This is a genomic window from Rhizobium sp. C104, assembly GCF_022354505.1.
In the GTDB taxonomy this organism is placed as follows: domain Bacteria; phylum Pseudomonadota; class Alphaproteobacteria; order Rhizobiales; family Rhizobiaceae; genus Rhizobium; species Rhizobium redzepovicii.
Genome location: NZ_CP092352.1, coordinates 111,868 through 131,395, shown reverse-complemented (window position 1 = coordinate 131,395; position 19,528 = coordinate 111,868). Strand labels below are relative to the sequence as shown.

Below are 19,528 nucleotides of genomic sequence, written 5' to 3'. Positions count from 1 at the left end.
CATGAACGCCGTCTCGTCCGTCGCCCCGCAGCCGATCACCGACCAGGAGGTCAAAGCCGCGCTCGATCTTGCCGTCGGGCAGATCAGGCGCAACCTTCCCGCCTTCACCCATGCCTCGCAGAACCATTCAAGCGTCGGAAATTTCTATCCCGCGGTGGCGAACGACCAATGGACCGCGGGTTTCTGGCCCGGAGAGCTGTGGCTCGCTTTCGAGCACAGCGGCGAGGCGGTTTTCCGCGATGCCGCGCAGATCCAGGTCCAATCGTTCCTGCATCGGATCGTGAACCGCATCGAGACGGATCATCACGACATGGGCTTTCTCTATTCGCCCTCCTGCATCGCCGCCTGGAAGCTTGTCGGAGATGAGGATGGCCGCAGGGCCGCCATCCTGGCAGCCGACCAGTTGATCGAGCGTTTCCAACCCGTCGGCCAGTTCATCCAGGCCTGGGGCCGCAAGGGGGTGGCGGAAGAATACCGCTACATCATCGACTGCTTGCTGAACCTGCCGCTTCTCTACTGGGCGAGCCGCGAGACCGGCGATCCGAAATATCGCGAGATCGCTCTCATTCACGCCCGCACCACGCTCGCCAATTCGGTTCGGCCGGACGATTCCACCTATCACACCTTCTACATGGACCCGGTCACGGGAGCGCCGGTGCGCGGCGCCACCAAGCAAGGTTACAGGGACGACAGCGCCTGGGCGCGCGGACAGGCCTGGGCCATCTCGGGAATGGCGCTCTCCTATCGCTATGAGCGGATCGAGGAATACCGCCAAACCTTCGACCGGCTGCTCGCCTTCTATCTCAACCGGCTGCCGGCCGACATGGTGCCCTATTGGGATCTCGTCTTTTCGGACGGCGACGGCGAGCCGCGCGACAGCTCGTCGGCGTCGATCACCGCCTGCGGCCTTCTGGAAATGGCCGATCTCGTCGAGCCGGAACCGGCCGCACGCTATCGCACCCTGGCGCGCCGCATGATGAAGAGCCTTGCCGATCACTACGCGGTCAAGGACCCAGCCGTCTCCAACGGCCTGGTGCTGCACGCCACCTATTCGAAGAAATCGCCGTTCAACACCTGCCGCGGCGAGGGTGTCGATGAATGCGTCTCCTGGGGAGATTATTATTACATGGAAGCTTTGACGCGCCTTTCGCGCAGCTGGTCTTCCTATTGGTGAATTCAGGAGGACCCGATGGCCAGCATTTCGCTTAAAGAGCTGAACAAATCCTACGGCGCGCTCACCGTCGTCCACGACATCGACCTCGAAATCGCTGACAAGGAATTCATCATCCTGGTCGGCCCCTCCGGCTGCGGTAAATCGACGACGCTGCGGATGATCGCCGGCCTCGAGGAGATATCGGGAGGAGAGCTCAAGATCGGCGGCGACGTCATGAACGACGTTCCCTCCAAGGATCGGGATATCGCCATGGTTTTCCAGAACTATGCGCTGTACCCGCATATGACCGTCTACAAGAACATGGCTTTCGGTCTGCAGCTGAGGAAGGTGTCGCGCGACTTCATCGATGCCCAGGTGCAGGACGCCGCCAGGATCCTCGACATCTCTCATCTCCTGAACCGCAAGCCGAAGGCGCTTTCGGGCGGGCAGCGCCAGCGCGTCGCGCTCGGCCGTGCGATGGTGCGCAATCCGGCGGTCTTCCTTCTCGACGAGCCGCTTTCCAATCTCGATGCCAAACTGCGCGGCACGATGCGTTCGGAAATCACCAAGCTGCACAAGCGCCTCAACGCCACCTTCATCTACGTCACCCACGACCAGGTGGAGGCCATGACCATGGCGGACCGGATCGTCGTCATGAAGGACGGGCACATCCAGCAGGTGGATACGCCGCAGAACCTCTACGACCGTCCCGTCAACATGTTCGTCGCCGGCTTCATCGGCGCGCCGCAGATGAACATGCTGCCCTCGACCATTTTGCGCCGGGACGACGGCTATATCGCCGTCTTCGACGGCCGGGAACTGCCGCTGCCCGCCCATTTCGACAAGGGCAGGATCGCCCCCTACGAGGGCCGCGAACTGGTGCTTGGCATCCGTCCGGAGAATTTCCACGAGCTGCCGCCGGCCGACATCGCACCGGAGAACCTGGCGCCCCTCAAGGCGGTCGTCGAACTGGCCGAGCCCATGGGCTCGGAAGTGCATCTGAACATGGTGGCAGGCGGGCGCAATCTCATCGCCCGCGTCTCGCCGCGCTACCGGCCTGATATCGGCGAGGAGGCGACGCTGGTCGCCGATATGACCAATGCGCAGCTGTTCGACAAGGAAACGGAACGCTCGATTCTATACTGAGGCGCCTGCGGGAGACGGCTATGCAGTGGTTGCGGGACATGTGGACGAGGGAGGGACCGGGCATTGCGAAGGATGCGCCGAAGAGGACCGGCCTTGCTCTGTTCGCCGAGATCCTCGTCCGCGAATGGTGGGAGATGGTCAAGCTGAACATCCTCTTCATCCTGGCCGGCCTCTTCCTCGTGACGCTGCCGGCAGCCCTCGCCGCCATGGCCCGGGTCTCGGTCGCCTTGGTGGAAGATCGCAACACCTATCTGCTGCGGGACTTCACGGAAGCCTTTCTGCGCTACTTCTGGCGCGCCACCGCCTGGGGCCTGGCGTTGAGCGGCGCGCTTGCAATCGGTATCCATGCGATTGTCACCTATGCCGCCGGCGCACGCGACAATCTGTTGCTGAGCGCACCACTGACGATCGCCCTCGTCGCCACCGCTTTCATCGCGGTCCTCGCCTGCCATCTCATCGTTCTCATGGTGATGCGCGATCTGCCGGCTTCTAGGCTGCTGCGCCTCGCCGCGCTCGCCTCGGTCATCCGCCCGCTCCCGGCGCTAGCCGCGCTCGCCTTCGCCGCCAGCCTGTGGCTGGCGCATATCCTCTTCTATCCGGTTTCGGTGTTCATGCCGGCAACCTTCAATTTTTCACTCGGAATGTTCGCCGTCGCATTCGGCGTCCATCGGGCGGCGGTGACGGTTCTAGACCTGCCAAACGCAACGCAGCCGCACCGCGAACCGCATGCACGAGACGCTTCATAAAACAACTGATCCAGAGATGATCCAGGGAAGGAGAACGGGAATGTATTTGGATAAATTCGGGAGGACGATGAGACTTGCCTTGGCAGGTTTCACCTTGGCCGCAACGACTGCCGGCGCAGCGCTTGCTGAGGACGCTGTGACGCTCAAATGGGCTTTGTGGGACTGGGACAAAACCGCCTATTACAAGCCGCTGATCGAGGCCTATCAGGCCAAACACCCCAACGTGAAGTTCGAGCCGATGGACCTCGGCTCGCAGGACTATCAGCAGATGATCTCGACGCAGCTGACCGGCGGCTCCAAGGATATCGACATCGTCACCATCAAAGATGTGCCGGGCTACACCAACCTGGTGCGCGCCGGCAACATCGCCGATCTCAGCAGCTTCGTGAAGGATCAGAAGATCGACCCGGCTCCCTATGGCGGCCTGATCGAGGAACTGACCATCGACGGCAAGGTCTATTCGCTGCCGTTCCGCTCCGACTTCTGGATCGTCTATTACAATAAAGACATATTCGACAAAGCAGGCGTCCCCTACCCTACCAATGACATGACCTGGGCGCAATTCGACGCGACTGCCGAGAAGCTTACCGGCGGCATGGGCACCAACAAGACCTACGGCGCGCTCCTGCATACCTGGCGGTCGACCGTTCAGCTGCCCGGCGTCCTCGACGGAAAACACACGCTGGTCGACGGCGACTACGACTTCCTCAAGCCCTGGTACGATAGGGCGCTCACCCTGCAGAAGGATGGGGCGATTCCCTCCTACGCCTTCCTGAAGACGTCAAACACGCATTATTCGGCGCTCTTCTTCAACGGCACGATCGGCATGCTGCCGATGGGAACCTGGTTCGTCGGCACCCAGATCACCAAGGTGAAATCGGGTGAATCGAAGAGCAAGAACTGGGGCATCGTCAAGTTCCCGCATCCCGATGGCGTCGCGGCCGGGACAACGGCCGCGCAGATCTCCGGGCTGGCGGTCAACGCCAATTCCGACCACAAGGATGCAGCTCTCGATTTCATCAAGTTCGTCACCGGTCCTGAGGGCGCTGATGTCATCGCGTCGACGGGCACCTTCCCCGCGCTCAAGACGGATGACGTCAGCGCCAAGATCGCGGCAACGCCCGGCTTTCCTGAGGATGCCGCCAGCAAGGAGGCGCTGAAGCCGTTGAAAACCTACCTTGAGATGGCGGTCAACCCGAACGCCGCCAAGATCGAGGTGGTGCTCAACCGTGTGCATGACGCGATCATGACCGACAACACCTCCGTCGACGACGGGTTGAAGGAAATGACCGAAGGCGTGAAGGCCATCAAGTAGGCCCACGAGATATCGACGGCCGCGGGTTACCATCCGCCCGCGGCCGATCGGGTTTTCCATGAATTTCGAGCTGACAATGATATATGATCCCGCCCGGGCCAATCCGCTTTTCGGCAATCCCCTGAAGACACGCGACGACCTCTCCAAGGCCGTCATCGATCTGTTCGAACCGCTGCTGCCGTATTTTTCCGAAGGCGGCGCTCGTGTGCGCCTCGGTGCAGCCGGCGCGATCTTCGACCGGGCAGCGGCGGATCTGGAAGGATTTGCGCGGCCGCTCTGGGGAATTGTTCCGCTCGCTGCCGGCGGCGGTGCGTTCCCGCATTGGGAGCTCTATCGGCGCGGGCTCGCAAACGGCACCAATCCTGCTCATCCCGAATATTGGGGCGATCTTACCGACCGCAATCAGCGGCTGGTCGAGCTCGCCGCCGTCGGCTTCGCCCTGGCGCTTGTCCCCGAGCATATCTGGGAACCGCTTGACGACAGCGATAAGAAGACGGTCGCTGCCTATCTTCTCAGAGCGCGCGAGCTGGAATTCATCGACAACAACTGGAAATTCTTTCGTGTGCTCATCGATCTCGGGCTGGAACGCGTAAGCGTGGCGTTCGATCACCGGAAAACCCTCGCCTATCTCGAAGAACTGGAAGCTTTCGACCTCGGGGAAGGCTGGTATCGCGACGGACCGGTCCGGCGGGTCGATCATTACATTCCCTTCGCCATGCATTTCTATGGCCTGATCTATGCGGTGCTGGCGCGCGGCGACGAGGCGCGCAAGCAGCGCTTCCGCCATCGCGCCGAAATCTTCGCCCGGGATATCCGCCACTGGTTCGGCCCTGATGGCGCCGCCCTTGCTTTCGGCCGCAGCCAGACCTACCGTTTCGCCGCCGGCGGCTTCTGGGGCGCGCTTGCCTTTGCCGGCCTCGAGGCGCTGCCCTGGGCCGAGATCAAGGGCTACTACATGCGCCATATCCGCTGGTGGTCGGCGCTGCCGATCGCCGACCGGGATGGCGTTCTCTCCATTGGCTACGGCTACCCGAACCTGCTGATGAGCGAGAGCTATAACTCTCCCGGCTCGCCCTATTGGGCGCTGAAATTCTTCCTGCCGCTCGCCCTTCCTCAGGATCACCCTTTCTGGGCGGCCGAAGAAGCGCCGCAGCCGGAATTCTCAGAGCCGGTGGCTTTGAAGCCGGCGGGCATGGTCGCCATGCATACGCCGGGAAATGTCGTCGTGCTCTCCTCCGGCCAGCAGCACGACAAGATGCGCGGCGCAAACGAGAAATATTCGAAATTCGTCTACTCCACCCGCTACGCCTTCAATATCGAAGCCGACGACCGCAATTTTGCCGCCGCGAGCTTCGACGGCACGCTCGGCCTCTCCGACGACGGCGTCCATTTCCGCATGCGGGAATCCCTCGAAGAGGCGTTGATATCGGGCGACCTGCTCTATTCGCGCTGGCGCCCCTGGAACGATGTCGCCATCGAGACCTGGCTCATTCCCGCAAACCCCTGGCACATCCGCATCCACCGCATAACCACGCCGCATGGGCTCAGTACCATAGAAGGTGGTTTTGCGATCGAACGCGCCGATTTCAATGCCGATCGATCCGAACAGGCGGAAGGCCGGGCCGTCTGGTACGGGCAGACGGATGTCAGCGCCATCGTGGATCTGTCATCCGGTCCGAGGGCCGGGCATACGATGAGCCCGATCCCGAACACCAACCTCGTCCATGCCAAGACCCTGCTGCCGCAGTTGCGCGGCGAACTCGGCCCGGGAACCACCGTGCTCGTCACCGCGGCGATGGCCCTGCCCAGCCGCGAGAACTGGGCAGAGGCGCTCGGCAATCCGCCGGCCCGTCCGGATCTTGACGAGCTGGAGCGGCACTTCGGTGAGAACGGCGTGCGCGTGCCGGCCTTTGATCTTCAGTCTTAGCTCGGGATCGGGCGCCCTTCGGGGCCTATTGCAGCGGCACAATCATTCGCTGCGGGGAGTGGCGCGATGACGCTGTCCGCGCGCCAGCTCGACAAAACGGCGCTTGACTTCGTCGAACAGCGCCGGCGGCAGCGGGCCCAATAACCGCTCTCATTGTCGAGCGGCCGAGCGTCCGGCCCCGGCCAAACAAAGCGATTGCTTTCCGTCAGTACGATGCACGATCGCTCGTCATCCAGCCCAAGACGCCGTTTCGTGGCGGCCGGGATTTCAACCGCATCAGCCGGATCGAACGGTGGCGAATGGGTCACCGGCAGCACTCGCACGATCGGCACTTCATCGTCCAGCGCGGTGACGATCGCAAGCACCAGGGCCGAACGATCCTTGTCGCCCTCCTCTCGACCTTCGAGATGCTGCCAATGCCAGAGATAAGAATAGCGGAAAAACCAACCAACCTTCGGCTCAGTCGGAAGCATGCTTATTCATTAGTTCGGAATCCAAATGCTCAAGCCCCGGCCCCATCTGCGACGCTTCGATCGCCGCAAGCTCTTCATCGCCGAGGGTCGTCGTCAGGTCGACACGACGATCGCGTTTCGTGAAACGGAGATAGTCTTCATAGGCTATCAATACCGTCCGCGGCCGACCGTTCTTTGTAATAATCACCGGCTCACGTACAGCCGCATCCTGATAGGCACCAAAATTCTTGGACACGGCAGCGGCCGTGACTGTGGATGTCATTCGGATCACCTATTTTCCGTAATATACGGGATTTCCGGATTTTTTGAGTTGAGATCGGATGCCGACTGCTTTTCACACAGTGCGGCGACCGGTAGCGTCACCAAATTAGGGCGGCCACGTCGACTCCAAGTACGCCGTTTAGCTATGATGCGACCCGTTCAGTATCGTAAGTTTCAGCGATCTGCCGCGCCAATTCTGCCATTTGATCGTCCGGTATCTGCAGAACGCCATGCTCACCCATCAACGCATGGTATTGCTGCTTTTCAAGCGGCACGCCCGAAGGCAGGGGAACGACGTGAAAATGTAAATGGCTATTGGCTTGCTGACTGCCGAGTGAAAGCACATAAATTCGCTCGGCGTCGAACACCCTTTTGAGGGCGCGCGACAAGATGTGAACCTTCTCCTGCAATCGAAGATATTCGTCTGTCGATATGTCTCGCGCCAGATCCTCCCGGTGCTCCCTCGGACTGACAAGGCAATAACCAGGAAGGGTCGGATATTTGCTCAGGAAGATGATGGTCTCATCGTCCTCGAAAATGCGATGATGAAAGCAAGCGGGGTCGTTGTTGACCAAGCCGCAGATAAAGCATGGCCTTGTTTCACTGCCGCGCACATAGGCCTTGAGATCAAATGGTACGCGTTCGATCATTGCTGACCCTCTCGTGCGCGCTTCGATTGTCGATGATACGTCGACCGATATTGCCATGGTATCCCAAAATCCGTCACGATCCTTCAGATTTGGCGAGTTCTATGTATTTATCTCGCGCGCCATTAATATTTTCGGATTACTTATAATAATCATACTGACCCCCTTAATTCATAGTTTAGCTCTCCTTAAATGCAATATTATTTAAGTGAAATCCAGCCTGCCCCAGTGGTATACTCCGACTTCATTTCGGAGTCATGGGAGGAGGATGCGATGCCTACCGTAATGGTCTGCCACAACGTCAAAGACACGAAACACTGGCTCGCCTCGCCTGTTCGCAAGCAGGTGCTGGAACCCGTCGGCGTCACGAATATTCGCACCTTTACAGACCCTCAAACGCCCAACCGCGTTGGTTTGGTGATGGAGGTCGCAGACATACAAAAGTTGATGGCCTTCATGCAGACTAAGACCGCGGCCGATGCGATGGCGAGTGACGGCGTCCTACCGGAGACCATGATGATCCTGGTTCAATCGTAACACACATCTCAACGGGACTTGGCAATGCAGCGCGGGCAACGCGGGAGGATGATATGACCACTCTATTCGTGAGGCACGAGGTCTCCGACTACGCCACATGGCGCAAGATATACGATGCGTTTGATCAGGTGCAAAAGGCCAATGGCGTTACGGCGCAAGCCGTCTACCGGGCCACTGACAATCCCAACGACATTACCGTCACGCACGAGTTCGCCACACTGGAAGCAGCTCAGGCCTTCGGCAAGCTCGAAGAGCTGAAGACGGCCATGCGCAACGGAGGCGTGCTCGGCACTCCGACCGTGTGGTTTGCCAATAAAACGTGAGATGGGGCAAACGACTGCAGCCGCTCTCGGCGCATGACTTGAAGTCGGGTCGTACGCGCTCTTCCGAGCGCTCCTATTGCCCGCTCCTCAGATCGCGCAGGAGATCCAGGCCGCGCTGGTATTTCTCCGTGTTCTTGCTGGCCTGTTCGGCCTGGCGAAGATTGTCTTCGAGGTCGGCCTGCTTGACCGGCAGCGCCAGCGGGTTTGACGCCGCGCGTCTGACAAAGTCGTCGTCCGCCTCGTCGGGCCGCCGTGTCAAGGCATCCACCGCGGAGATGATCGCCGGCGGAAAGCCTTCCTCCCTCAGCCTGTCGAGCGTCCACCCGTTTCCCTTCTCGGCGACGTCATGAAGGTAGGCGACCGTTCGCGTCTCGTCGCCGGAAACGAGAAGGGCTACCCGCTGGCAGTGCTCGAAGTACGGCCGGTCGGTCTTATCAGCCTGCCCTTCATGCGCCTCGAGAGCGATCTGGATGGCGTGATCGAGATGCTGAATCCGATTAAGGCCCTTCAGTCTTCCTGATCTTCCGCTGGGAGGACGGCTTTTCGCCTGTGGTCACCTCGATATCGGGCACGGAAGTCAGGGCGGCCCGGCCAAGCCTTGGTGGCGGCCGATCGAGGTCGCCGCTCTCACCGGCGCCTTGAAGCAGCGCCGCATCATCCCTATCGTCTTCATCGAGCAGGTCCTGCAGGGTCTCATGCTCATCGTCGCCAGCCAGTTCATCGCAGGCTTGCAGCCAATGGCGCTGGTCCGCACCATCAGGGCGGCCCTCGGCCTCCCAGATTTCATAGGCACGGCGGCGTATCTGCTCGTGCTTGTCTATAGCCATGATCTCCTCCAACACATTTCAATGAGCCGTTCAGGGCGTGTTGATGGTTGGAAGAAAATCCTCCACCTGTTTACGGTCATGTTTTGAAAGCGTCTCTACCCGTTCCGTCCAGAACCGTTCGGCCTCGGGCGGATCTCGATCCCATTGGCGGACTTCGGTGATATTGTCGTCAATCTTGGACCGGCGGCGCCCGCCGAGGCTAAGATATTCCTTCGCGAGCTTCAGGCTTGGAGTTTCGGTGTTGCTGTCGCCGTCTGTCTCAGGCCTTACGGTGCTGCGGACATTCTCCAATGTCCTTCGGCGATCCTTCTCGGCATCTCGCGTGTCGGCGGAGCGCGCGTCGTCGGTACCGCTTTCCGGCGGCACAACGGATCTGGACGTCATAGCGGTCCTCCTTCCATTCATGCAAAGGATGTTGTGATCCGATAACCCTCGCGGGTAGCGAGAGTTCCCGCCTATGGCAAATGATTTGAACGGAGGATCAACCGGAGCACTCGGCCGGCCGTCAGTGGACGGCCATGCTCACCATGCGATAGGGGTGCACGGCCTCGAACTGCGAGATCATCGCCGTTGCCTGCAGCAGCACGCGCTCGGCATTCTCAGGATCGTCGCGGGCGAGTTCGTCAGCGTTGACGCGGATCGCTTCGGCCATGTTGTTGGAAATTTCTGCAAACTGCATATTGCCCTCGACAAGGGCCTCACGTGCCGTGTCTTCCAGCGTACGAGCGATGTCGACGAAGATTTCCTCGCGTTCCTCGATGCTGAGGTCCTTGATGATATTGGTCATCTCTTCCATATCGCGCACTCCCAAAAGACGTGAGAACCGTCGTCTTTAGTTCGAACGCCGGAGTGGCGCTTCTGTTCCCTGGAGGGCGATGCAGGTGCCTCGGCACCGGCATCGTTGCCGCCCGATCGAGGCGCTGGATTGCCGACAGTCCGGAGCGGAAAGTTCAGCCATCATCGGCAAGTCTCCAGATTGCCCGCCTACTGCCCAGGGAATTTGACCATCGTGCCGCCGCCGGTCGCCTGATCCGTCGGGAAGACTTCGATCCGGGCTACGTCGACGAAGATGGGAAGCTCGATGGCATTGGCGATGATAGTGGCGATGTGGGAGGACTGTATCGGACGGTAGCCGTCGTAGAGCAGGGTCCGAGCCTGATTGCCCGCCATTGCGGTGCGATAAAGGTCCGTCTGGACGCGGCCCGGCACTACCTCCGTCACGCGAACCGAGCTTCCGAGCAGATCGCAGCGGAGATTGTCGCAAAACAGGCTGAGCCCGGCCTTCGACGGGCCGTAGGCCGCCATGTTCGGATAGGGCGCCTGGCCGCCGCTCGAACCGATATAGATGAGATGGCCACGCTTTCGCTCGACCATGGCAGGCAGGAACGCGCGGGTCAGATGCATCGGCGCTTTGAGATTGATGTCGATCATGGCATCGATCTCGGAAGGTTCGATCTCGCTGAACGTTGCCCGCGTCGAGAGAATGCCGGCATTGTTGACCAGGATGTCGACATCAACGCCATCAAGCTGCCGCACGATTTCAGCGGTGTCGCGGACATCGGCCCGGATCGGCTTGGCTCCGCTCTCCGCGGCCAATTCATCGAGTGCCTCGGCGTTTCGGCCGACGGCATAAACCGTCAGCCCCATGTCGCGCAGCCTGCCGACGGTGGCGCGGCCGATGCCGCTCGTCGCACCCGTGACGACGGCGACCCGATAGGCCAGCGGCTCAGACATAGATGTAGCCTCCGCTGACGACGACGTTTTCGCCGGTGGCATAGGTGTTGCGGCTCGACGCCATCATGACGATCCATTCCGCCATCTCGGCCGGCTCGGCCGCACGGCCAAGCGCGCTGGCCTTGGCGAGCTCGGGGAGAAATCCGAGCTCCTTTGCGCGGTCGGTCGCAAAACCGGCGGGTGCGACGGAATTGACAAGGATCTGATCCTTGGCGCATTCCTGGGCAAAAGATTTCGTCAGGCTGACGACGGCAGCCTTGGTTGCGGCATAATGGGCGTTTTGGGGGTGGGCCTTGAAAGCATCGACCGAGGTCACGTTGACGATCCGCCCCGTCACCGCGGGCGCGTTCACATGCTGGCGCATATGCAGGACGGCAGCGACCATCATATGATAGGTACCCTTGACGTTGATCGCATTTTCGAGATCCCACTCCTCATCGGTGATCTCAAGGATAGGCCGCCGGGGATAGATGGCGGCGCTGTTGACGAGCACATGGATCCGGCCGAGCGTGCCGGCGATCTCGTTAAACCCGCGATGCGCCGTTTCCGACTTGGAAATATCGGCAACGGCCGTTGCGACCTCGGCGCCCAGCGCGCGCAGCGCCGTAGCCGACGAAGCAAGCAGTTCCTCGTTGCGATCGATGAGCCCAATCCTGGTGGCCCCATGCGAGATCATGAGCTTCGCCGTCGTCAATCCGAGCCCGGAAGCGCCGCCGACGATGATTGCGGTCTGGTTCTTCAAAGTTCCACCTCGTTGTTTGGCGCTGCGCCATCATTGTATGTTATCACTTATATGCTAAGCTTGGCAAAGCTCAAGTGCATTCTGAAGGTTTCGAAATGATTCCACGCCTCCAGCCGAAGGTTTCAATCCCCCTGCCCCCCGCAGGTTTCTTCCAGCGGCTTGTCGAGGCGGGGTTTTCCGGCGATATCGAAACCGGCGCGGCAAGCCGAACCGTGTTTTCGACCGACAATTCCATCTACCAGGTCGAACCGACCGGCATCCTTTTTCCGCGGGCCGTCGAAGACCTGCAGGTCGTGGCGGCCGTGCTATCGGAACCCGCCTTCCGAGGGATCGGCCTCGCGCCGCGCGGCGGCGGCACCGGCACCAACGGTCAATCGCTGACATCGGGCATTGTGCTGGACTGTTCGCGGCACATGACGTCCGTTCTCGAGATCGATCCCGTCCGAAGGATTGCGCGCGTCCAGGCGGGCGTCGTCAAGGATCAGTTGAACCGGGCATTGAAGCCCCATGGCCTCTTTTTCGCTCCCGAACTCTCCACCTCCAACCGCGCCACCATCGGCGGCATGATCTCCACCGACGCCTGCGGCCAGGGTTCCTGCCTCTACGGCAAGACCAGCAACCACGTCCTCGGATTGCGCATCGTTCTTACGGACGGGTCCGACTTTTGGTCGCGCCCGCTCGACGCGGAAGCGTTCGAGGAGATCGCCGCGCGAGAGAGCCGCGTCGGCAAGATCCACAGGGCGGTTGAACGGATCGCCCGGGAAAAACACGAGCGGATCGCCGAAATCTTCCCGAAGCTCAACCGCTATATGACCGGCTACGACCTCGCCCATGTCAGGCGCGGCGACGGACACTTCGACCTCAATGCCATACTCTGCGGCTCGGAGGGAACGCTGGCGATGATCGCCGAAGCCGAGCTTAACCTCCTGCCGATCCCCGCCCATGCGGCGCTGATCAACATCCGCTACGGCGACTTCAACACCGCCCTGGAGGATGCCCGCAACCTCGTGGCGCTGAACGTCGCCTCGGTGGAAACGGTCGACGAGAAAGTTCTCGGCCTCGCGAAAGGCGACATCGTCTGGACCGGCATTGCGCGCTTCTTTCCCGACGATCCGGACAGCACGACGAACGGCATCAATATTGCCGAAGTGCTCGCCGACGATGAAGAGGAACTCGAACGCCAGCTTGCGGAGGTGACCGCCGCGCTCGACACGGGCGCGAATGCCCGCCATGCCGGTTATACGATCGCCCGGGGTCATGCCGATGTCGAGGCGATCTGGTCGATGCGCAAGCGCGCGGTCGGCCTGCTCGGCAACGTGGAAGGGCCGGTCAGACCCGTCGCTTTCGTCGAGGATACGGCCGTGCCGCCGGAAAATCTGGCGGCCTATATTCGCGAATTCCGCGCACTTCTCGATGGCGCCGGCCTTTCCTACGGCATGTTCGGCCATGTCGATGCCGGCGTCCTGCACGTGCGGCCGGCGCTCGACCTGACCCGCGCTGATCACGTCCGGCTCGGTTCGCGAAGTCAGCGACGCCGTCGTGGCGCTCACCCGCAAATATGGCGGCGTGCTCTGGGGAGAGCATGGCAAGGGCGTACGTTCGGAATATGTGCCGGAATTTTTCGGCGATCTTTATCCCAGCCTGCAGGAGATCAAGCGGGCATTCGATCCCGAGAATCGGCTCAATCCTGGCAAGATCGCGACCCCTTCCGCGGAGGGACTGACGAAGATCGACAATGTTCCGTTGCGCGGAGGCATCGATCGCATCATCGGCAACGAGATCCGCTCCGCCTTCGACAATGCCGCCTATTGCAACGGCAACGGCGCCTGCTTCGATTTCGACGAAACGAGCCCGATGTGCCCCTCTTACAAGGCGACGCGCGACCGGCGCTTTTCGCCCAAGGGCCGCGCCGCGCTGATGCGGGAATGGCTGAGGCTGCTGGCCGAGAAGGGCATCGACCCCCGCCAGGAGGCGGCGCGCCTGCGGCGGAGCATTCCGTTCGCCAGCCTCGCGCGGCGCGCCTTCAATTCGCTGAACCCGGCAAACCGCGATGACTTTTCCCACGAGGTGCGCGCGGCGATGGACACGTGCCTAGCCTGCAAGGCCTGCGCGGGGCAGTGTCCGGTGAAGGTGAGCGTGCCGGCCTTCCGCTCGAAATTCCTCGAACTGTATTACGGACGCTACCTCCGCCCGCTGAAGGATCCGCTGGTCGCGGCGATCGAAACCACCCTGCCGCTCGTCCGGCGCATCCGGCCCGCCTATAATCTGGTCGTGGGCACGCGCGCCGGCAGGACGATGATGCGTGTCGTCGGGCTGACCTCCCTGCCGCATTTGCCGCGGATCTCGCTCGCCAGGGAAGCCGCCCGCCTCGGCGTGCCGCTTGCGACCTCTCAAACGATCGAAGCTCTGCCGCCGCAAGAACGGCAGCGCTGCGTCGTCTTCGTCGCCGACGCCTTCACCGCCTATTTCGATCCTGACGTTGCGCTTGCCGCAATCGGGCTCGCCAGAAAAATCGGGCTCACGCCGTTCCTTGCAGCCTCCCACACCAATGGCAAAGCCCTGCATGTTCATGGCTATCTCGGACGCTTCGAGGCGGCGGCCAAGCGGACGGCCCGCTATCTCGAGCGACTGGATGAAACAGGCGTGGCGCTCGTCGGGCTCGATCCATCGATGACGCTCGCCTTTCGCAGCGAATATAAGGGGATATCGAAGGCGAATGTCCTGCTGCCGCAGGAATGGCTGGTCGCCAACCTCGATCGGCTCGCCGCCTCGCCTTCCGCTGCCGAAGGCAAAAGCTTCCGCTTGATGGCCCATTGCACCGAGCGCACCAATGCGCCCGCCTCCGTCGCACAATGGCAGAAAATATTCGAAAGCCTCGGCATCGACCTTCAGGCGGCACAAACCGGCTGTTGCGGCATGGCCGGCACCTTCGGCCACGAAGCCCGCAACCGACCGATCTCCGAACGCCTCTATGCGATGAGTTGGAAGCCCGAGCTTGATGCGGCCGGTGAAGCCGATATCCTCATGGCGACAGGATATTCGTGCCGCTCCCAGGTAAAGGAAATCGACGGCAAGCGTATCCCGCATCCGTTTCAGGTCATCAACCGGATAATTTCCGAAAAGCCGGACATCTCGTGATCATATGTGGCATGACATGTGATATGTGCTAAATTCGATCGTGGAAACCGGAGCACACAAGTGTCAATCATCACGCAACGAGGCAATCTCGCGGAAATCGTCGTTGCGAAGCTGATGGAGCGCATCGACTCCGGCCTTTATGCGCCCGGCGAGAAAATTCCGTCAAGTGCCCAGCTATGCGAGGAATTCGGCGTTTCCCGAACCGTCATTCGCGAGGCGCTCACCTCGCTCAAGGTCGGCGGCAGGGTGACCGCGCGCCAGGGCGCCGGCGTCTATGTTTCCGACAAGGATGCCAAGACTCTCAATTTCGAGATCAGCCGCATCGAGGATATTCGCTCGGCGATGCAAATCCTGGAATTGCGGCTCGGCGTCGAGATCCAGTCCGTCGCGCTTGCAGCCGCGAGGCGTACGCCAGAGGCGCTTGCCGAGATCGCCCGGGCCTACGACGCCCTCGAAAACCTGGTCACCGATGATGCCGTCGTCGAGGCGCGCGCCGATTACGAATTCCACCTTGCGATCGCCCGTGCCACCCGCAATCCGCATTTTCCGAGTTTTCTGGAAGCGGTGATGGAGAGCATCAATTTCGATCTCGTGCTCAAGCATCGGCAATCGGCGCGCGGCTACAGCGGTTATCTGAAGAAGATAAACAAGGAACATGCCGCCATTCTGGCCGCGATCACCCAGGGTGACGTCAAGGCCGCGAAGAACGCGCTGATCACCCACCTGGAAGAAAGCTTGCATCGTTACCGCACGATGCTCGACGAGCCGGCGAGCATCGACGCGGAAGATTGAAGCGCGCCGCCTAGCTTTCAGGCGGCGCATTCCCGATCATTTTCCCTGAGCAATCGCCTGCTGGCGAATCTGCGTCAGGCTCATTTTCGGCGTCAGCGCTTCCGGGTCGATTCGGATTTCGATGAGGCCGGGCTTGCCCGATGCCTCGCAGCGTTCGAAAGCGCCGGCGAAGTCCTCCGTCTTCTCCACGGTCTCGCCATGCAGGCCGTAGGACCGCGCCAGCGCGGCAAAATCCGGGTTCGTCAGGCGGGTGCCGGAAACACGGCCGGGATAGCTGCGCTCCTGATGCATGCGGATCGTTCCGTACATGCCGTTGTTGATGACGAGGAAGATCGCCCGGGCGTCATATTGCATCGCCGTTGCGAGTTCCTGGCCGTTCATCAGGAAACATCCGTCGCCGGCAAAGGCAACCACCGTGCGCGAGGGATCGGTGATCTTGGCGGCGACCGCCGCCGGCACGCCATAACCCATGGAGCCGTTGGTCGGCCCGAGCTGGGTGCGGAACGAGCGATACTGATAGAAACGATGAGCCCAGGCGGAATAATTGCCGGCGCCGGTGGTCAGGATGGCATCGGGTTTGAGATGGCCGCGCAGCCATTCCATGATGTCGCCCATCTGCACCGGACCCGGCACCTCGGGATGCTTGAGGTTTTCGAGGTAGTCGGTATGGGCAGTCCTGGTCCAATCCGTCCATACCGGTGCGACAGGCGGCTTCAGCTTTGCCGCCTGCGACAGGAAACCGGCGACGCTGGCATTGATCGGCAGGCTTGCGTGATAGACCCGCCCGAGTTCTTCGGCGCCCGGATGGATGTGAACGAGTGACTGCCTCGGAACGGGAATGTCGATCAGCGTATAAGCGCCTGTCGTCATCTCCCCGAGACGGGCGCCGATCGATATCAGCAGATCGCAATCCTTGACGTGCCTGATCAGCTTCGGCCCTGCGGCAAGGCCGAGGTCGCCAGCATAGTTTTCGTGGCGGTTGTCGAACAGGTCCTGACAGCGGAAGGACGCGGCGATCGGCAGGCTGAAGGCCTCGGAAAAGGCCTTGAGGTCATCCACGGCCTGCTGCGTCCAGCCGCCGCCGCCGACGACGGTCATCGGGCGCTTGGCCTGCGAGAGAAGACCGAGCAATTCCTCCAATTGCTGTTCGCCGGCAAAGGCTTCGACCTTTTTGTGGGGCGGCGTGTCGGCGACATCAACCATATCGGTCAGCATATCCTCGGGAAGCGCGACGACCACCGGTCCCGGCCGGCCGTTGACGGCGCGGTGGAAGGCCTGGCTGATGAGTTCGGGGATGCGGGCGGCGTCCTCGATCTCGACCACCCATTTCGCCATCTGGCCGAACATCCGGCGATAATCGATCTCCTGGAAGGCTTCGCGCTCCATCTGGTCACGCGCCACCTGGCCGATGAACAGGATCATCGGCGTCGAATCCTGGAAAGCCGTATGCACGCCGATAGACGCATTCGTGGCGCCCGGCCCGCGGGTCACGAAACAGATGCCGGGCTTGCCGGTCATCTTGCCATAGGCTTCCGCCATATAGGCAGCCCCGCCCTCCTGCCGGCAGATGACGAATTCGATGGCCTCTTCTAGGTCGTGGAAGGCGTCGAGGGCGGCAAGATAGCTTTCACCCGGCACGCCGAACACACGATCGACGCCGTGGATGTGCAAGGCATCGACGAGCACCTGGCCGCCGCTGCGCTTTGATGTTTCGTTTCTCATCGGGTTCCCTCTCCTGTTCGTTAGATGACGGCGTCTTCGAGGAAGGGCCGGTTCACCGTCACCCGCTCATAGCCGAATGGCGAAAGATCGAGGGTCTTGAAGCCGCCATAGGCGATCAGCTCCGAGAGACCCCGGCCCATCGCCGGCGACTGCTGCAGGCCGTGGCCTGAGAAGCCGTTTGCAAAGAGGAAATTTCCGACTTCCGTATGCGGCCCGAGGACGACATTGTGGTCGAGGGTGCAGTAGTCGTAATGGCCGGCCCAGGAGTTGACGACCTTGATCGCTTCGAAGGCCGGAACCCGGTTCGCCAGGATCGGCCAGATTTCCTCGTCGAATTCGTCATGCATGACGTCGAAATCGTTCGGGTCCACTTCCGGATCGTGTTTGGGATAGGTGCCCATCAGATAGAATTTGCCTTCCGGCCGGAAGAAAACGCCCGTGGGGTCGATCGTCAGGCCGACTTTTCCCTCGAGCGGCGTGCGGCAATCGACGACGAACAGCGAGCGCCGCCGCGGCTCGACGGGAACGTCGAGACCGGCCATCCGCGCAACCTTCTTGCCGTTGGTGCCTGAGGTATTGACCATCGTGCCGCATGCGATCGTCTGACCACTCTTCGTCGATACGGATACGACGCGGTTTCCCTCTCTGTTGACGGAGACGACCTCGTCTTCGATGTATTCGACCCCGAGCGAGCGAGCCTTCTTGCGAAAGCCTTGCAGCAGGCCGACACTGTCGAACCAGCCCTCGCCACGCTCACCGGTGCTGCCGAGCGTCAGCCCTTCGAGATTGAGCCAGGGAAACCGCCGGCCGAGGCCGTCAGGATCCAGAAGCGTCACCTCGGCGCCGCAGGAAAGCTGCGTCTCGTGATTGCGTCTCAAGACCTGATCGCCGCGCTCGTCCTCGGCAAGGAACAGGTAACCGGCCTCGTGAAAGCCGATCTCCGGCGTGTCGTCATCGATCGCGACGTTTTCCTTGAAGTTGCGGATGAACTCCGTGCCGAATTGCGAGACCTTGACGTTGATTGCATTGGAGAACTGGTGGCGGATGGAACTGGAGGAAAGCGCGGTGGCCGAACGCTGATAGGTCCAGTCCTTCTCGATCACCAGGACCGAGCCCTTGAAGTCGGGATTGGTCGCGAGGAAGTAGGCGGCCGAACTGCCGACTACCGCGCCGCCGACGATCACCACGTCATAGGATGACTTGGATGCTTGCATCGGCGTCTCACTTCTTCTCGTCTTCGAAATGGCCGGCGGCGGCAAAGCTGCCGCCCTGGAAGCGCACGGCCGGATCGTTGGGATCGCCCTGCCGTGTCTTCGCGAAGACCTTTTCTTCGTAGTCGTCGGCGCTGTCTTCCGGCTTGTAACCGAGGGAAGCCGCCGTGCGGTTGTCCCAGAAAGCCCGGCTGTTGTCGGACATGCCATAGGCGACCATGAAGCCGACGCGTTCGGCCGACAGGCTCTTTTCGACGAGCTGGCGGCAATCGCGATAGGAGAGCCAGGTGATGAGATGGCGCCGGTCCGTCGGCTCCGGGAAGGAGGAGCCGATGCGCAGACTGACCGTCTCGATGCCGAACTTATCGAAATAATAGCGGCCGAGGTTTTCGACGAAGGTCTTCGACACGCCGTAGAGGCTGTCGGGGCGGGTCGGCGCATTGCCGTCGATCGTCTCGGTGCGCTCGTAAAAACCGATAGCGTGAACGGAGCTGGCATAGACGATACGCTTGACGCCGTGCTGCCGGGCCGCCTCATAAATGTTGTAGCTGCCGACGATATTGGCGTTGAGAATGGTGTTCCAGGACGCTTCCAGCCCCTGGCCGCCCATATGGATGATGGCGTCGCAGCCCTCCACCGCTTTCGAGACGGCGTCGAAATCGGAAAGATCAGCCGGAACATCCTCCTCGTGCGGAGCAAGGTTTTCGCAGGGTTTGCGCGCCGACAGCCTGACGATCTTGCCGAGCCTTGTTCCGGATTCGCGCAGCTGGGTTCCGAGAGCGCCAGCCGCGCCGGTCAGAAGCGTGCGCTGATAATCGGTCATAATATTTTCCC

At 61.2% G+C, this 19,528-nt stretch carries 19 protein-coding genes and 2 pseudogenes; 9 read left to right on the top strand and 12 right to left on the bottom strand.

What is annotated here, in order from left to right; all coding sequences use genetic code 11:
- The first annotated feature begins 1 nt into the window (after position 1).
- From MF410_RS28775 to MF410_RS28755, 5 genes are all read left to right on the top strand, one after another.
- Positions 2–1,174, top strand: a complete 1,173-nt coding sequence (locus MF410_RS28775; RefSeq protein WP_018245935.1) for a glycoside hydrolase family 88 protein — start codon at positions 2–4, stop codon at positions 1,172–1,174.
- A gap of 15 nt (positions 1,175–1,189) precedes the next feature.
- Positions 1,190–2,299, top strand: a complete 1,110-nt coding sequence (gene ugpC, locus MF410_RS28770; protein ID WP_018245936.1) for a sn-glycerol-3-phosphate ABC transporter ATP-binding protein UgpC — start codon at positions 1,190–1,192, stop codon at positions 2,297–2,299.
- A gap of 20 nt (positions 2,300–2,319) precedes the next feature.
- Positions 2,320–3,045 (top strand): YesL family protein, encoded by a 726-nt coding sequence (locus tag MF410_RS28765; RefSeq protein WP_097628109.1) that lies wholly within the window; start codon positions 2,320–2,322, stop codon positions 3,043–3,045.
- Positions 3,046–3,085: 40 nt separating this feature from the next.
- Complete coding sequence (locus tag MF410_RS28760; RefSeq protein WP_047620768.1) at positions 3,086–4,360, top strand: sugar ABC transporter substrate-binding protein; 1,275 nt, start codon at positions 3,086–3,088, stop codon at positions 4,358–4,360.
- Between the two features lie 76 nt (positions 4,361–4,436).
- A complete protein-coding gene (locus MF410_RS28755) occupies positions 4,437–6,287 on the top strand; it encodes a DUF2264 domain-containing protein (RefSeq protein ID WP_097628148.1) in 1,851 nt (616 codons plus the stop codon).
- 42 nt (positions 6,288–6,329) lie between these two features.
- Here MF410_RS28755 and MF410_RS28750 read toward each other — a convergent pair.
- The 3 genes and pseudogenes from MF410_RS28750 to MF410_RS28740 all read right to left on the bottom strand — a co-directional run bounded on the left by MF410_RS28750 (position 6,330) and on the right by MF410_RS28740 (position 7,671).
- Positions 6,330–6,760 (bottom strand): annotated as a pseudogene (locus MF410_RS28750) (plasmid maintenance toxin (PemK-like)).
- Positions 6,747–7,022, bottom strand: coding sequence for a type II toxin-antitoxin system Phd/YefM family antitoxin (locus MF410_RS28745; protein ID WP_097628110.1), 276 nt, complete (start codon positions 7,020–7,022; stop codon positions 6,747–6,749). Before MF410_RS28745 ends, MF410_RS28750 begins: the two are co-directional and overlap by 14 nt.
- A gap of 142 nt (positions 7,023–7,164) precedes the next feature.
- Complete coding sequence (locus tag MF410_RS28740) at positions 7,165–7,671, bottom strand: HIT family protein (RefSeq protein ID WP_239620986.1); 507 nt, start codon at positions 7,669–7,671, stop codon at positions 7,165–7,167.
- Between the two features lie 270 nt (positions 7,672–7,941).
- On the opposite strand from MF410_RS28740, the gene MF410_RS28735 reads away from it, so the two are divergent.
- Both MF410_RS28735 and MF410_RS28730 read left to right on the top strand, forming a co-directional pair.
- Positions 7,942–8,205 (top strand): hypothetical protein, encoded by a 264-nt coding sequence (locus MF410_RS28735; protein WP_097628112.1) that lies wholly within the window; start codon positions 7,942–7,944, stop codon positions 8,203–8,205.
- Positions 8,206–8,258: 53 nt separating this feature from the next.
- Positions 8,259–8,528 carry a cyclase gene (locus MF410_RS28730; RefSeq protein WP_097628113.1) on the top strand — a complete coding sequence of 90 codons (270 nt, stop codon included), beginning with the start codon at positions 8,259–8,261 and terminating at the stop codon, positions 8,526–8,528.
- A gap of 73 nt (positions 8,529–8,601) precedes the next feature.
- Here the strand turns inward: MF410_RS28730 and MF410_RS28725 are convergent, their stop codons facing one another.
- The 6 genes from MF410_RS28725 to MF410_RS28700 form a co-directional block, all read right to left on the bottom strand.
- Entirely contained in the window at positions 8,602–9,021 is a 420-nt protein-coding gene (locus tag MF410_RS28725; protein WP_097628114.1) for an HD domain-containing protein, read from the bottom strand.
- Positions 9,022–9,025: 4 nt separating this feature from the next.
- Positions 9,026–9,355 carry a DUF2934 domain-containing protein gene (locus MF410_RS28720; protein WP_097628115.1) on the bottom strand — a complete coding sequence of 110 codons (330 nt, stop codon included), beginning with the start codon at positions 9,353–9,355 and terminating at the stop codon, positions 9,026–9,028.
- Between the two features lie 30 nt (positions 9,356–9,385).
- Positions 9,386–9,739 carry a hypothetical protein gene (locus tag MF410_RS28715; RefSeq protein WP_097628116.1) on the bottom strand — a complete coding sequence of 118 codons (354 nt, stop codon included), beginning with the start codon at positions 9,737–9,739 and terminating at the stop codon, positions 9,386–9,388.
- A 121-nt stretch (positions 9,740–9,860) separates the two neighbouring features.
- Entirely contained in the window at positions 9,861–10,151 is a 291-nt protein-coding gene (locus MF410_RS28710) for a hypothetical protein (protein ID WP_097628117.1), read from the bottom strand.
- A 188-nt stretch (positions 10,152–10,339) separates the two neighbouring features.
- On the bottom strand, positions 10,340–11,089 hold the full coding sequence (locus MF410_RS28705) for an SDR family oxidoreductase (protein ID WP_097628118.1): 750 nt from the start codon (positions 11,087–11,089) through the stop codon (positions 10,340–10,342).
- A complete protein-coding gene (locus tag MF410_RS28700) occupies positions 11,082–11,831 on the bottom strand; it encodes an SDR family oxidoreductase (RefSeq protein ID WP_183779658.1) in 750 nt (249 codons plus the stop codon). Before MF410_RS28700 ends, MF410_RS28705 begins: the two co-directional genes overlap by 8 nt.
- A 95-nt stretch (positions 11,832–11,926) precedes the next feature.
- Here MF410_RS28700 and MF410_RS28695 point away from each other — a divergent pair.
- Both MF410_RS28695 and MF410_RS28690 read left to right on the top strand, forming a co-directional pair.
- Positions 11,927–14,969: pseudogene (locus tag MF410_RS28695) on the top strand (FAD-binding and (Fe-S)-binding domain-containing protein).
- 60 nt (positions 14,970–15,029) lie between these two features.
- On the top strand, positions 15,030–15,761 hold the full coding sequence (locus MF410_RS28690; RefSeq protein WP_097628120.1) for a FadR/GntR family transcriptional regulator: 732 nt from the start codon (positions 15,030–15,032) through the stop codon (positions 15,759–15,761).
- 36 nt (positions 15,762–15,797) lie between these two features.
- Here the strand turns inward: MF410_RS28690 and MF410_RS28685 are convergent, their stop codons facing one another.
- From MF410_RS28685 to MF410_RS28675, 3 genes are read right to left on the bottom strand one after another with little or no spacing between them, the layout of a single operon-like run.
- Positions 15,798–17,483 (bottom strand): thiamine pyrophosphate-binding protein, encoded by a 1,686-nt coding sequence (locus MF410_RS28685; protein ID WP_097628121.1) that lies wholly within the window; start codon positions 17,481–17,483, stop codon positions 15,798–15,800.
- 20 nt (positions 17,484–17,503) lie between these two features.
- Positions 17,504–18,697: an FAD-binding oxidoreductase gene (locus tag MF410_RS28680; RefSeq protein WP_239620983.1), complete on the bottom strand. Its 1,194-nt coding sequence runs from the start codon at positions 18,695–18,697 to the stop codon at positions 17,504–17,506.
- A 7-nt stretch (positions 18,698–18,704) separates the two neighbouring features.
- Positions 18,705–19,517 (bottom strand): NAD(P)-dependent oxidoreductase, encoded by an 813-nt coding sequence (locus MF410_RS28675; protein ID WP_097628123.1) that lies wholly within the window; start codon positions 19,515–19,517, stop codon positions 18,705–18,707.
- Positions 19,518–19,528 lie beyond the last annotated feature (11 nt).